This window comes from Microbispora sp. NPDC046973, from assembly GCF_040644495.1.
Taxonomy (GTDB): Bacteria; Actinomycetota; Actinomycetes; order Streptosporangiales; family Streptosporangiaceae; genus Microbispora.
On sequence record NZ_JBEYWQ010000066.1, the window covers coordinates 1 to 14,015 of the forward strand.

Genomic DNA, 14,015 nt, shown 5'->3' on the forward strand with positions numbered 1-14,015 from the left:
AGCGTGGACTTCCCGGCACCGTTCTGGCCGAGCAGACAATGCACCTCCCCGGCCCTGACCTCAAGGTCCACGCCGTCCAGCGCACGCACGCCGGGAAATTGCTTGACGATTCCTCGCATCACGAGCAGAGATGACGAGTCCGATGGGGACCGCGGCACAGGAGCCTCCCTGGAGTACGGTGCGGCCGTGGCCCCGCCCGCCTGACGGCGCCGGTTTGGCACCGCCGCGACGGCATCGAGGTCGGCGTCAACGATGCCGGTGCGGCTCCGGACGGCCGATCAGGCGGGCGGGACGTTCTGGTGGAAAAAAGGCATGTGGGTTCCCGTCCGCCTGACCGCATGCGCCATGGCCGCGGCACCGGGTGGGCGGGGATGTGCCGAGGCATGCGCAACGTGACGGTCAAGCGGACGGGATGTCTAGAACCGGCAGGCGACAGGTCGGGACCGCGTGGCGGGCACGCGGGTCAGGGTGAGTGGGGCAATCGGGCCATCGGGGTTCCCTCGATCACTCCGATGGTCGGAGACGTTCGGATCGCGATGCTTGTGGGGTCGGACAGGGCTCGTTCGACGACGACTCCGGCCGCGCCACGTGAGGCGGCGCCGAAGCCGAGGTCGGAGGCGGCGAACCGGCAGCGCTCGACGGCGCCGCTCATGCCGAGGCGTGCCAACTCCTGCTGCGCCGCGGGGATGATCCGGTCGGCGAGCCTGACGAAGTACCCGCCCAGCACGATCACCCGCGGGTTGAAGAGGTTGACCAGCATGGCCGCCCCGATTCCGAGCCAGCGGCCCACCTCCGCGGCCGCGGCGTCGACGCGGGGGTCTCCCTCGGCCCGCCGCTGCTCGATCTCCGCCAGCCGCTCCTCCGGGTCGCGGACGACCTGGGGGCCCATGCCGTACGCGCGGTCGGGTGTGGCCATGCGGACCAGCGCGGCCAGTCCGACCTTGGTCTCCCAGCAGCCGATACGGCCGCAGCGGCACCGCTCGCCGGAGGGATCGACCATGACGTGGCCGACCTCCCCGGCGAATCCGTCCGCTCCGCCCAGCAGCCGGCCGCCGGAGATGACGCCGCCGCCGACGCCCACCTCGCCGGTGAGGTAGACCAGGTCGGCGGTGCCCGCCGCGACGCCCGAGGTGTACTCGGCCAGGGCGGCGAGGTTGGCGTCGTTGTCCACCGTGATGGGGATGTCCCCATGGATGTCGGCGTGGGACAGCCGCTCCGCCACCGCCACCCCGCGCCAGCCGAGGTTGGGGGCGACGACCACGGTGCCGGTCGTGTCGATCAGGCCGGGGACCGCCACGGTGATCCCGGCCAGAGCGATCCCGATCCGGTCGAGATCGGCGACGGTCTTCTCCACCACGCGGACCAGCTCGTCCAGTGAACGATCCGGGCCGGATCCCATGGCGTCGAAGCCGATGCGCCGGTCGATGAGAACTCTGCCGGCCAGGTCGGTGGCGATCGCGGCGATGTAGTCGACGTTGACTTCCACGCCCAGGGCGCCGACCCGCGAGCCGTCCAGGGCGAGCGCGACACTCGGGCGGCCGACGGAGCCCGCGTGCTGCGGCCCCGTCTCCTTGACGAGTCCGCGTGCCTGCAGCTCGCTCACCAGGCTGGTGACGGTGGTCTTGTTCAACCCGGTCGCGACGGCGACGGCCGACCGCGAGCACGGGCCGTACGTACTCACATGGCGCAGCACCAGGGCCAGGTTGGAACGGCGCACGGTGGCCTGGTCCGCGGGAACTCCCGCGGACCCGCCGCGACTCATCGAGTCGGTCGTGTGGCCGTCGGCCCTGCTGTGGTCCACGCCGCTCCTCAATTAGTTCGCATGGCTGGCCGAATTAAAGGCAGTCCCGTCCGCGTCCGACAAGAGTGAAACCGGTTGCAAGTTACGTAACGTTACGATAACCGTGTCCGGAATGGCCCTTGAAGTGCATAAATGCTAGCGATGCCAACTCGTTACGCGGTTTGGGGGTGCACAGTCGGACATCGGCGTGTTACAACCCTCATTAATTGATCTCAGAGACAAACAAAAGGCAGGTGCGCGGGTGACGAAGGAGCCGCAACTCACCCGCGCCCCGGGCGGCGCCGTTCCGCCCGCGGGTCCCGCCGTGCTCCGCAGGGCGAACCTCTCGCTGGTGCTGCGCGAGCTGCGCGACCACACCTCCCTGTCCCGGGCCGACATCGCGGAGGCGACCGGGCTGCACCGGGCGACCGTCTCCAACCTCATGGCCGAACTCCTGGAACGGCGGCTGGTGCGGGAGGTCGGCGTCGAGCATGTCGGTGCGATCGGGCGTCCCAGACGGGCGGTGGCGCTGCACGGCGCCCACGTCGGCGCCCTGGGCATGGAGATCAATGTCGACTACATCGCGGTCCACGGCACCGACCTCAGCGGCCGGGTCCTGGTCGAGCGCCGGGTCGTCTACGACACGATGGGCAGCGGCCCGGACAGCTCCGTGCGCCGCCTCGGGCTCGTGGCCAAGGAGGCCGTGGAGGCGATGCGGCGGGCCGGAGCGGTCCCCGCCGGCATCGCGGTGGCCGTACCCGGACTCGTGGACGTGACTCGCGGGGTCGTGACACTCGCGCCGAACCTCTACTGGCACAACCTGCCCCTGGCCGACCAGCTGAGCTCCATACTCGGGCCGCTGAACGTGCCGGTGCGGGTGGACAACGACGCCAACCTCGCCGCGCTCGCCGAGTTCACCTCGGGCGTCGCCGCCGGCACTCCCGACCTGGTCTACCTCACCGGCGAGGTCGGCGTGGGCGGCGGCATCATCTCGGGCGGCAAGCTCCTGCGCGGAGCGGACGGCTTCTCCGGCGAGGTCGGACATCTGCGGATCGACCCGAACGGCGACCAGTGCGGCTGCGGCCGCATCGGCTGCTGGGAGACCAAGGTCGGGCTGGCCGCGCTCGTACGTGCGGCCATGCCCGAGCAGGCGTACGGGCTGCCCGGCATGCCCGTGCCCGACCCCGGTGAACGGGTGGCCGACATCGCCAGGGGCCTCGCCTCGGGCGACCGGCGGATGATGATGGCGGTGGCACAGGTCGGCGAATGGCTCGGGCTCGGCGGCTCGATCCTTGCCAACCTGTTCAACCCGCGAGTGATCGTCATCGGGGGCTACTTCGCCTCACTGGCCCAGTGGCTGCTGCCGCACGCGCAGGATCAGCTGCAGCGGCTCGTGGTCGCCGCCCCCGCCGCCCAGTGCCGGTTCGTCGCCTCCACGCTCGGCTTCGGCGCCGCGTCCCGCGGCGCCGCGAGCATGGTCGTCAACCACATCATCGACGACCCGGCGGCGATCATGGATCCATTACCCCGGCCGGCAGCCTACTGACCGGCCCCCACAGACCTGGAGACGGCACCCTCCAGCACCCGCAATATCCGCTACAACCCCAGTGGCAATAAGCGCGGCGGCGCGCGCCTTGCCTGACGTCCCCCCGGTCAGGAAGGGTCTTCCATGTCACCACGTCATCGAACGTGGGCCAGGCCGTTCAATGCGGCCCTGCCAGAAAACGGACGACGTCCGAGACGTCGGACCGCGGCGACGATGGCCCTGGCCCTCGTCGCCCCCGTCATCACGCTCTTCTCGGCGCCGGTGAGCGCCGAGGCCGCCACCACGGCGGCGGCGCCCGACTTCAAAGTGCTCGTCTTCTCCAAGACCACCGGCTTCCGGCACGACTCGATCCCCGAGGGCATCGCGGCCGTGCAGAAGCTCGGTCAGGAGAACAACTTCGCGGTCGACACCACCGAGGACAGCACGCAGTTCACGGACGAGAACCTGGCGCAGTACCAGGCCGTGATCTTCATGTCCACGACCGGCGACCCCGTCTCCACCCAGGAGCAGAAGGACGCCTTCCAGCGGTACATCGAAAAGGGCGGCGGTTTCGTGGGCGTCCACGCCGCCGCCGACAGCGGGTACAACTGGGCGTGGTACGGCAAGCTGGTGGGTGCGTACTTCAAGCAGCACCCGGCGATCCAGCAGGCCACGGTCAAGGTCGAGGACCCGGCGCACCCGTCGACCAAGGGCCTGCCGACCACCTGGTCCCGCACGGACGAGTGGTACGACTACCAGACGAACCCGCGTGGCACGGTCCACGTGCTCACGTCGATGGACGAGAAGTCCTACACCGGTGCCACGATGGGCGCCGACCACCCGAACACGTGGTGTCAGGACTATGACGGTGGCCGCTCGTGGTACACCGGCCTCGGCCACATGAAGGAGAACTACAGCGAGGCGAACTTCCTGAAGCTGCTCCTGGGCGGTATCAAGACCGCCGCGGGTGTGGAGAAGGCCGACTGCTCGGCCTCCCAGAGCAGCAGCTACGAGAAGGTGGCCCTCGACACCGAGACCTCCAACCCGATGATGCTGGACGTCGCCAAGGACGGCCGGGTCTTCTACATCGACCGGCTCGGCGACGTCAGGATCATCAAGCCCAGTGGTGGCACGGTCCAGGCGGCGCACCTCGACGTGTTCACCGCCAACGAGAGCGGTCTGCTCGGCATGGCGCTGGACCCCGGCTTCGACACCAACAAGTGGATCTACCTGTACTACTCGCCGTCGGGCTCGGAGAACGTCGACCGGCTGAGCCGGTTCACGGTCACCGGTGACACCGTGGATCTGGCGAGCGAGAAGAAGATCCTCGACGTGCCGGTGCAGCGGGCCGAATGCTGCCACCACGGCGGCGGCCTGGTGATGGACCCCAAGACCGGCAACCTTTGGCTGGGCACGGGCGACAACACCAACCCCTTCGCCTCCGACGGCTACGCCCCGATCGACGAGCAGTCGGGCCGGGCCAACTGGGACGCCCAGCGCTCCGCGGGCAACACCAACAGCCTGAGCGGCAAGCTGCTGCGGATCCACCCCGAGGCGGACGGCACCTACACCATCCCGTCGGGCAACCTGTTCGCTCCGGGCACGGCCAAGACCAAGCCGGAGATCTACGGCATGGGCTTCCGCAACCCGTTCCGGATCGGCCTCGACCCCAAGACCGGCAACGTCATGCTCGGCGAGTACGGCCCCGACGCCAACTCCGCCAGCGCCACCCGTGGCCCGCAGAACACGGTCGAGTGGAACCTGATCTCCAAGCCGGGCAACTACGGCTGGCCGTACTGCATCGGCAACAACACCCCGTACATCGACTACAACTTCGCGACCAAGCAGTCGGGAGCGGCGTTCAACTGCGCGGCTCCGGTCAACGACTCGCCGAACAACACCGGCCTGACCAACCTGCCGCCGGTGACCCCGGCGACGATCTGGTACCACTACGCCGCCGACGCGAACAACTTCCCCGAGCTCAGCGGCGGCGCGCCGATGGGCGGCCCGGTCTACCGCTACGACGCGAACGTGCAGTCGAACATCAAGTGGCCGGCGTACTGGGACGGCAAGGCCGTCTTCGGTGAGTGGAACAACAACGCGCTGTGGTCCTTCCAGCTCAACGAGGACGGCTCCAAGCTCGTCGAGATGAACAAGATCATGACGACGCTGAAGTTCCTCAAGCCGATGGACATGAAGTTCGGTCCCGACGGCGCGCTGTACCTGATCGAGTGGGGCTCGGGCTTCGGCGGCGACAACGCCGACTCGGGCGTCTACCGCATCGAGTACACCAAGGGCGTCCGCCCGCCGGTCGCCCGCGTCACGGCCGACAAGACCGACGGCCCGCTGCCGCTGACCGTCCAGTTCTCCAGCGAGGGCTCGCGCGACCCCGACGGCAAGGCGATCACCTACGCCTGGGACTTCGACGGCGACGGCAAGACCGACTCCACCGAGGCCAACCCCTCCTTCACCTACACCACGGCCGGCGAGTACAGCGCCGTCCTGACCATCACCAACCCCGACGGCGTGACCGGCAAGGCGAGCGTGACGATCAACGCGGGCAACAGCAAGCCCGTCGTCAAGGTCGAGGTGCCGCCGAACGGTTCGTTCTTCGAGTTCGGCGACCAGGTGAAGTTCAAGGTCACCGTCACCGACGCCGAGGACGGCACGGTCGACTGCGACAAGGTGCAGATCCAGGCGATCCTGGGCCACGACACCCACGGTCACCCGCTCGACCAGATGAAGGGCTGCGAGGCCACGGTGCAGACCGCCGCCTCGGGCCACGGTGAGTACGACAACCTGTTCTACGTGATCGAGGCCAGCTACACCGACCAGGGCGCCGGCGGGGCCAAGCCGCTGACCGGGCGGGGTCAGGTCATCCTGCAGCCCAAGCGCAAGCAGGCCGAGCACTTCTCGCAGACCGGCCGGGTGACCGGCGGTGTCGGCACGGACGCCGCCGGCGTCCAGGTCGAGGACACCACCGACTCCGCGGGTGGCGCGAAGAACATCGGATTCATCCAGGACGGCGACTACTGGTCGTTCGACCCGGTGAACCTGACCAACATCAGCGCGATCCGGCTGCGGGCCTCTTCGGCCGGCGCGGGCGGCACCGTGCAGATCCGCGTCGGCAACCCTGACGACGGCACGCTGATCGGTTCGGCGGACGTCACTCCGACGGGCGACTGGCAGACCTTCAAGGACTTCACGGTCAACCTGAACAACGTTCCGACGACCAGCGGCCCGATCTTCTTCGTGGTGCGCAAGCCGGCCAGCGCGGCCAACGACGCCAACCTGGCCAACTTCAACTGGGTCGACTTCATCGGCAAGGGCGCCACGGACAACCAGCGCCCGACGGTGACCGCGTCGGCGACCCCGACCACGGGCACCGCTCCGCTGAAGGTCGACTTCAAGGCGACGGCCACCGACCCCGAGGGCGACAACCCGCTCACCTACAAGTGGGACTTCGGGGCCAGCGGTGCGCCGCAGCCGACGACGGCCAACGCGAGCTACACCTACACCGCCCCGGGCAACTACACCGCGACGGTGACGGTGACCGACTCCAAGGGCGCGGCCTCGACCCAGCAGATCGCGATCAAGGTGAACACGCCGACCACGGTGTGCTTCAGCGGCCGTTCGGACGACTTCCTGGGCACCCAGCTCGACCGGAACCGCTGGTCGGTGATCCGGGAGAACCAGGACCTGCGCGTCGCCGACGGCAGCCTCATCATCCCGACGTCGACCACCGACATCTACAGCACGGGCGGCAACACGCCGAACATCGTCGTGCAGCCGGCGCCGTCGGGCGCCTGGACGGCCACGGCCAAGCTGACGCTGAAGGCGACCGACGCCTACCAGCAGGCGGGCCTGGTCCTGTACGGCGACGACGACAACTACGCCAAGATGGTGCTGGAGGGCCGTTCGACCTCCGGGCCGGACCACGCCAGCCGCATCTTCCAGTTCATCCGCGAGGACAAGGGCGCCCCCAACGAGGTCACGGCGAGCAACACCGCCAACCTCGGGGACTCCTACCCCGACACGGTGTACGTGCGCTTCATCAGCGATGGCACCAACATCACCGCTCACTACTCCTCCGACGGCACCAACTTCACCGCCATGTCGGAGACCAAGCCGCTCGCCGGGATCACCAACCCGAAGATCGGCTTCATCTCGCTGGCCGGCGCCAACCACCCGGTGACGGACGCGGCGTTCGACTGGTTCCAGATCACGCCGGACGACACGGCCACCGCGCCGGCGCCGGACGACCAGTTCGACGGCACCACGCTCGACACCTGCCGCTGGAACGCGAACGTGCGTTACGACGCGACGGCGGCGCGCGTGAGCAACGGCAACCTGGAGCTCGACACCACGACGGGTGACATCTACGGGACGACCAACAGCGGCCCGAAGAACTTCATCCTGCAGACGGCGCCGAGCGGTGACTGGACGCTGGAGACCAAGGTCGACGGCTCGGCCCTCAGCGAGCAGTACCAGCAGGGCGGCCTGATGGTGTACGGCGACGACGACAACTACGTGAAGTTCGACTTCCTCACCACCAACGCCGCAGGGTCGACGGTGGCGCGGACGATCGAGCTGCGCAGCGAGGTCGGCGGCACCGTGCAGAACCCGCAGCCGCAGGTCAACAACCTCACGGCCGGGCCGTACTGGCTGCGCCTGAAGAAGGTGGGAGACAGCTTCACCGGCTCCTACTCCTCGAACGGCACCACCTGGACCGACCTCGCCACGAACGGCACGACCGCCGTGGTGAAGAACAGCGCCGTGGCGAACGCGTCGAAGATCGGCGTCTACACCATCGGCACCAACCAGGGTGCGTCCAAGACGGTCAAGTTCGACTACTTCAAGCTGATCAAGGCGGGAAGTGAGGACAAGACCGCTCCGGTGACGACGGCGACGACCGACCCGGCGCAGCCGGAGGGCGGCTCGTTCACCGGTCCGGTCACGGTCACGCTGAAGGCGGTCGACGAGACCGGCGGCAGCGGGGTCGCCAAGACCGAGTACAAGCTCGACGGCGGTGACTGGACCGCCTACACCGAGCCGGTCAAGGTCAGCGGCGAGGGGCAGCACACGCTGGCCTACCGCTCGACCGACAAGGCGGGCAACGCCGAGGAGGCCAAGACGCTCACGCTGACGATCTCCTCGTCGTCCTCGTCGCAGGTCAAGCTGACCGTGACGGCCGCGCCGCGCTGCATCGGCACCTCGGCGTACCTGGCGGTCACGGCCGTCAACAACGGTGATGTGCCGGCGACGATCACGCTGACCACCCCGTTCGGCAACAAGACCGTGGCCGACGTGGCCCCGGGCAAGCAGGCCTACCAGTCCTTCAACACCCGTACCGCCAAGATCGACGCCGGCAAGGTCACCGTGACCGGCACCGCGACGATCGACGGCAAGCAGGTCACCACGTCCTACGACGCCAACTACACGGCGCTCAGCTGCGGCTGAGCTGCTCACACCGCGGTCAGCTGCCGCTGACCGCACCGGCGCTGACCGCACCGGCGGTGACCACGGCCCACGTGCCGGGGACACCGCCGTAAGGAAGGCACCAGCACCACCGGGGCCGGCCGGCCGATCAGCCGGCCGGCCCCGCCCCCCATAGATGGAGTGAACACATGAGAATCAACAAGACCACCCAGATAATCGCCGCGTCCGTGCTCGGCGTCGCGCTCGCCGGTGTCGGCGTGGCCGGCCCGGCCGCGGCCGACGACGACCCCGGCAACGGCAGCAGCAGCGGGATCGACGTGTCGGTGAAGATCGAGCCCACCACCACCCCAGGTCAGCTGTCGATGACCGTGGCCGACAACACCGGCGTCTCCCTGCAGGAAAACGGCTCCGACGCCGCCGCCCGCCAGTTCGTCGGCACCCTGCCGACGGTGACGGTGTCCGACACCCGCAAGCCCGAAGACATCCCCGCCGGTGAGTACTGGGCCGTCGTCGGCCAGGCCAGCCAGTTCACCGCGACCGACAACCCGGCCAAGACCATCGGCCCCGAATACCTGGGCTGGAAGCCCCGCCTGCTGACCGACTCCTCCACCGGCGCGGTCTCGGCCGGTGAGCCGGTCTCCAGTGTCGTCTCCGACGGCACCGGCGCCCCCGAGGTCGGCCTGAAGGGCCAGGAACTACTGGTCTCCACCGCCAACTCCTCCGACGAGATCGGCACCTCCAAGGTCAACGCCGACCTCGCCCTGCGCACCCCCGTCGACGTCGCCGCCGGCGAATACCACTCCACCCTCACCCTGTCACTGTTCAACCAGTCCTGAACCCCACGGGCAGGACACCGACCCCCACGGTGGGCGTCCGGAACCCTGTGCCAGCCTGGCACCCGTCCCGGACGCCCACGACCACACAGGAGACCCCCGTGCCGACCACGCGCCGACCACGAGAAACCCACGCCCCCCGCGCCGTGCTGGCCACCCGCGCCGCCTGCGCCGTGCTGGCCGTCCGCGCCGTCCGCGCCCTGCTGGCCGCCCGCGCCGTCCGCGCCGTGCTCGCCGTCTTCCAGGCCGTCTGCGTGACCGCCTCGGTCGCCGTCTTGGCCGCCATGGTCGCCCTGGTCGTCTCCGCCGCCCCCGCCGCCGCCGACACCACCTGGTCGGTCGTCCCCGCCAACGCCAACGGCCCCGACGGCCGCAGCGTCATCGACATCGAACTGTCCGGCGGACAACAGGTCACCGAACACATCGCGGTCATCAACCGCTCCACCCAACCGGTCGACTTCGCCATCGACGCCAACGACGGCTACCTGACCGCCAAGGGATACTTCGACATGCGCCCCTCCGACGCCACCCCCACCGACGGCGGCGCATGGATCAAAGTCCCCGACAAAGTCACCATCGCCGCCGGAGCCACCGCCGTCGTCCCGGTGTCCGTGTCCATCCCGCCCAACGCCACCCCCGGAGACCACCCCGCAGGCGTCACCGCCTCCATCGACACCATCTCCGGCCAGGTCCGCGTCCAAAACCGGGTAGGCGTCCGCCTCAACATCCGCGTCACCGGCACCCTGACCGCCAAAGTCGCCGTCACCGACGTCCACACCGACTACACCTGGTCCTGGAACCCCTTCACCCCCGGCACCGTCGAGGTCACCTACACCCTCGCCAACACCGGCAACCTCCGCCTGGCCCCCGACAGCCGCATCCTCACCTCCACCCTCACCGGCCAAACCGGCTGGAACGACACCTCCGAAGCCAAAGCCCGGGAAATCATGCCCGGCGGCAGCCGCACCTTCACCGCACACATCACCGGCACCTGGCCACTGGGCCCCATCGGCACAACGATCATGGCCATCCCCTCCCCCGCCGGCAAACCCCTCCCCGGCGTCACCGCCGAACGCATCGCCATCGACACCACCCTGTGGGCCATCCCCTGGCCCCAACTCACCCTCCTCACCCTCCTCATCCTCGCCTTCCTCACCATCCGCCTCACCAGCACCCGACGCCGCAAACGAACCAACAAACTCCTCCTCCTCAACAGCCGCGGCACCCCCCTCGGCACGTGAGCATCGGGGTGCGCGGGCCAAGCGATCCCCCACCCCTCTGAACCACCGGCAGGCCGGCCCCGGCACGCGTCGCGGCGGCCGCCGTCCCACTCCGATCACCGACATCCGCCCCTCAGGAGGTGGCGACATCAACCGACCCAGGCAACCGACCCCGGTCCGGCGTCCGATTTGGGGCCGCGTGCTCGCCCTCACGGTCGCGTTCGCGCTCGGCGCGATCGTCGCCGGCGGTGTGGTGTTCGGAGCGACCCGGCCGAGCTCGATCGAGCAAATGGCCGACCAGATCCGCGCCGAGTCCGCCCTCCGGGACAAGACACAGATCAAGACCCTGACGGAGCTGGCCCGCACTACGCGGGACCGGCTCGTCCCCGTGCTCGAGGGACTGAACCGGGCCATGCCCGCCGACGGCACCGCCGGGCCGGCCGTGGTGACCGCTGCCGACGTCGAGAACTGGCGGAAGGCGGCCACCGCGGCCGTCGACGGCTTCGCCGACCCGCCGTCCGGTGAGACCGCCACCAACGTGGCGAGGTCGAGCCTCGCCTCCGCCGTACGGCAGATCGCCACGACCGTCGACACCTACGCGGCCGCGCGAGACCTCACCGGGCCGGCCCGCACCACCGCGATGGACCTGGTCGTACGGCAACGCGCCGACGCGATCTTCACCTGGTCGGTCGGAGCCACCGCCCTCGACGCCGTGAACGTCGACGCGGGCTACGGTCACCAGCACGTGTTCCTGCCGACATCACCCGGCGAGGGGGCACTCACCCCCGACGCCGAACCCGAGGGGAGTCACGACTCGTGAACAAGACACTGACATATGTTCTTACCGTCCTGCTGGCCGGGCTCGTGCTGATGCTCGGCGCACCGGCGGCCTCCGCCCACGGCGGAGCCATCAAGCTGGAGGTGACGGGGGACGGCGCCGACAACGTCAACGTGTTGGCGACGTACAAGAAGGACGGCCATCCCGTCATGGAGATCGTCGACGCGACGCTGACCGCGACCTCGGCCGACGGCCGTTCCTTCGGGCCGGTGCCGCTCAGGTCGGCGCCCGAGGGCCAGAATCTCTACCACTCCGCCGAGCCGCTGCCGAGCGGCGAGTGGCGGGTCACCGTGACCGCGACCGAGCCCTCCAAGGCGCACGCGACGGTGAAGGTGAAGGCGGGAGTGATCGCCGCCTCGCCTGTGGCGGCGACCGGGCCCGCATCGGGCCAGGCGACGGCGCCCGCGCAGAACAAGGCCGCGGCGACGGAGGCGGCGGACGACGAAGGCGCGATGGGGATGCCCCTCAAGCTCGGCATCATCGCCCTCGTGGCGCTCCTCGCGATCGCGGCCTGGATCGGCCTCGCCTGGCGCAGCCGGGCGAGCGCCCGGCGCTGACGGAGATCCGGCTGCCGGATGCCGCCCGACCCCTCGAAAGCTCCGGTGTGCCCCCATGGGCACACCGGAGCTGCGGGAATGGGTGGGACACGAAGAACCCCCGCTCAGCCGGAAGAACCCGGCTCAGCGCGATGGGTGCGACCGGCGTGAGCAGCGAACCGCAGGCGACGCCACCCCGCGACCGTACGCCGCCGGCGTGGTCCGGGAGTATCCGTCATGTCACGTCTTGAGAGCCCGCCGCTGCGCCGGTGATGACACGCGCGACGACGGCGGCCGTCCGGGACGTTCGTCTTTGCCGCCGTGAACCTCCTCATCGGTGACTCTCCGGGAGGGCGGCTCCAGGGACGTGGTGTCTGCCCGCCGGACCGCCCCGCACCATGGCCGCCGACTGGTGGCCGCAGGTCGACTGTTAACGCTAACAATTGTCCCTGTCGCGATTCCTTCTCTGTGGTCGGATGGCTGTGGTGGCAGGTCGGAGCCAATACGAGACGAAGAGGCGATGTCAAGGACCGCACCTTCCGCCCATGGAGAGGCGGCGTACGGGCGTGCGGCTCATCAGGCGTTATCGGGGGTGGCCGCCCGTGAGCGCGAGAGCGTCACTCTGAAACTTTCTTAAGGGGCTTGACACATTTCGGCGTGATTTCCAGACTGTGTCCCCGAGGCGGCTTTCTCCTGCCATGTGGTGGTGCGCAGTGAGGACCGCCGTTCGCGACGCCCTGGTGGTGTGCGTTCCCTGATCACAGGACGCGGCGTCGATCACGCGGAGCGATTCCCGCGTGTCCGCTTTCCCGACAACGGCTCCATCGCCGCCGGCGGCTCCACTTTCGGGCTCACCGCGAACGGCACCGCGGCCACCCCGACCGCTGCCTGCATCAGCCTCTGACGGCGGCCGGACATGATGATGAGGAGAATACAGATGCGTCTGCCCTGGCGAGCGCGGTCACCGCGCCCCTCCGCCGCCGCGACCGCGGCGCCGTCCCGGCGGGCCTTGCGCCGCGGCCTCGCGATCGGCTCCATCCCGGTCCTGCTGGCCGGGGCCGGCAGCCTGCTGGCCACACAGCCCGCCCAGGCGGCCGTCGCCTGCCGGGTCGACTACACCGTCAGTTCGAGCTGGCCTGGCGGCTTCAACGCCAGCGTCACCATCAACAACCTCGGTGACGCGGTCGACGGCTGGCGGCTGACCTGGTCCTTCGGCGCGGGCGAGCAGATCACCCAGATCTGGAACGCCACCCAGACCCAGTCCGGCTCGTCGGTGACCGCCACCAACGTCTCCTACAACGCCGCCATCCCCAGCGGCGGCAGCACGAACTTCGGATTCAACGGTTCCTCGAACGGCTCCACCCCGGTGCCCACCTCGTTCTCCCTGAACGGTGTGGCCTGCACCGGCAGCCCGGGCTCGCCCAGCCCCTCCCCGACGCAGTCGCCGACGCGTTCCCCGTCCGCGTCTCCGTCCGCATCTCCGTCCGCGTCCCCGTCGCCGTCTCCGTCCCCGTCTCCGTCGGTGACGCCGACCAGCACCTGCAATCTTCCGTCGACGTACCGCTGGACCTCGACGGGCGCGCTGGCGACCCCGAAGTCGGGGTGGGTCTCGCTCAAGGACTTCACCAACGTCGTCTACAACGGCAAGCACCTCGTCTACGCGACGACGCACGACACCGGGTCGAGCTGGGGTTCGATGGGCTTCAGCACGTTCACCAACTGGTCCGACATGGCCTCGGCCACCCAGACCAAGATGAACTCGGGCACCGTGGCGCCCACGCTGTTCTACTTCGCTCCCAAGAACATCTGGGTGCTGGCCTACCAGTGGGGCGGGACCGCCTTCT

The 14,015-nt window shown here is 69.3% G+C and carries 9 protein-coding genes; 7 read left to right on the plus strand and 2 right to left on the minus strand.

Translation table 11 applies throughout. From position 1 onward, the window contains the following. A partial coding sequence (locus ABZ860_RS42535; protein ID WP_357232485.1) for an ATP-binding cassette domain-containing protein occupies positions 1 to 119 on the minus strand: 119 nt, incomplete at its 3' end. Between the two features lie 344 nt (positions 120 to 463). Then, entirely contained in the window at positions 464 to 1,801 is a 1,338-nt protein-coding gene (locus ABZ860_RS42540) for an ROK family transcriptional regulator (RefSeq protein WP_357232462.1), read from the minus strand. A 241-nt stretch (positions 1,802 to 2,042) separates the two neighbouring features. Between ABZ860_RS42540 and ABZ860_RS42545 the strand changes: the two genes are divergently transcribed. The 7 genes from ABZ860_RS42545 to ABZ860_RS42575 all read left to right on the plus strand — a co-directional run. Further along, positions 2,043 to 3,326, plus strand: a complete 1,284-nt coding sequence (locus tag ABZ860_RS42545; RefSeq protein WP_357232465.1) for an ROK family transcriptional regulator — start codon at positions 2,043 to 2,045, stop codon at positions 3,324 to 3,326. Positions 3,327 to 3,539: 213 nt separating this feature from the next. Next, the gene (locus ABZ860_RS42550; RefSeq protein ID WP_357232468.1) at positions 3,540 to 8,765 is read left to right on the plus strand and encodes a ThuA domain-containing protein; all 5,226 of its coding nucleotides are present in this window, start codon (positions 3,540 to 3,542) and stop codon (positions 8,763 to 8,765) included. A 167-nt stretch (positions 8,766 to 8,932) separates the two neighbouring features. Beyond that, positions 8,933 to 9,580 (plus strand): hypothetical protein, encoded by a 648-nt coding sequence (locus ABZ860_RS42555; RefSeq protein ID WP_357232471.1) that lies wholly within the window; start codon positions 8,933 to 8,935, stop codon positions 9,578 to 9,580. 98 nt (positions 9,581 to 9,678) lie between these two features. Then, complete coding sequence (locus ABZ860_RS42560; protein WP_357232473.1) at positions 9,679 to 10,818, plus strand: hypothetical protein; 1,140 nt, start codon at positions 9,679 to 9,681, stop codon at positions 10,816 to 10,818. A gap of 178 nt (positions 10,819 to 10,996) precedes the next feature. After that, positions 10,997 to 11,617 (plus strand): hypothetical protein, encoded by a 621-nt coding sequence (locus ABZ860_RS42565; protein WP_357232476.1) that lies wholly within the window; start codon positions 10,997 to 10,999, stop codon positions 11,615 to 11,617. After that, the gene (locus ABZ860_RS42570; RefSeq protein ID WP_357232479.1) at positions 11,614 to 12,192 is read left to right on the plus strand and encodes a hypothetical protein; all 579 of its coding nucleotides are present in this window, start codon (positions 11,614 to 11,616) and stop codon (positions 12,190 to 12,192) included. The genes ABZ860_RS42565 and ABZ860_RS42570 overlap by 4 nt, the downstream gene beginning before the upstream one ends. A gap of 916 nt (positions 12,193 to 13,108) precedes the next feature. Then, on the plus strand, positions 13,109 to 14,015 hold a 907-nt coding region (locus ABZ860_RS42575; protein WP_357232482.1), incomplete at its 3' end, for a non-reducing end alpha-L-arabinofuranosidase family hydrolase.

What these genes read in the sequence shown, in the direction of transcription:
- ABZ860_RS42550 (WP_357232468.1), top strand. Translation starts at nt 3,540, where the DNA reads ATGGCCCTGGCCCTCGTCGCCCCCGTCATCACGCTCTTCTCGGCGCCG.
- ABZ860_RS42555 (WP_357232471.1), top strand. Translation starts at nt 8,933, where the DNA reads ATGAGAATCAACAAGACCACCCAGATAATCGCCGCGTCCGTGCTCGGC.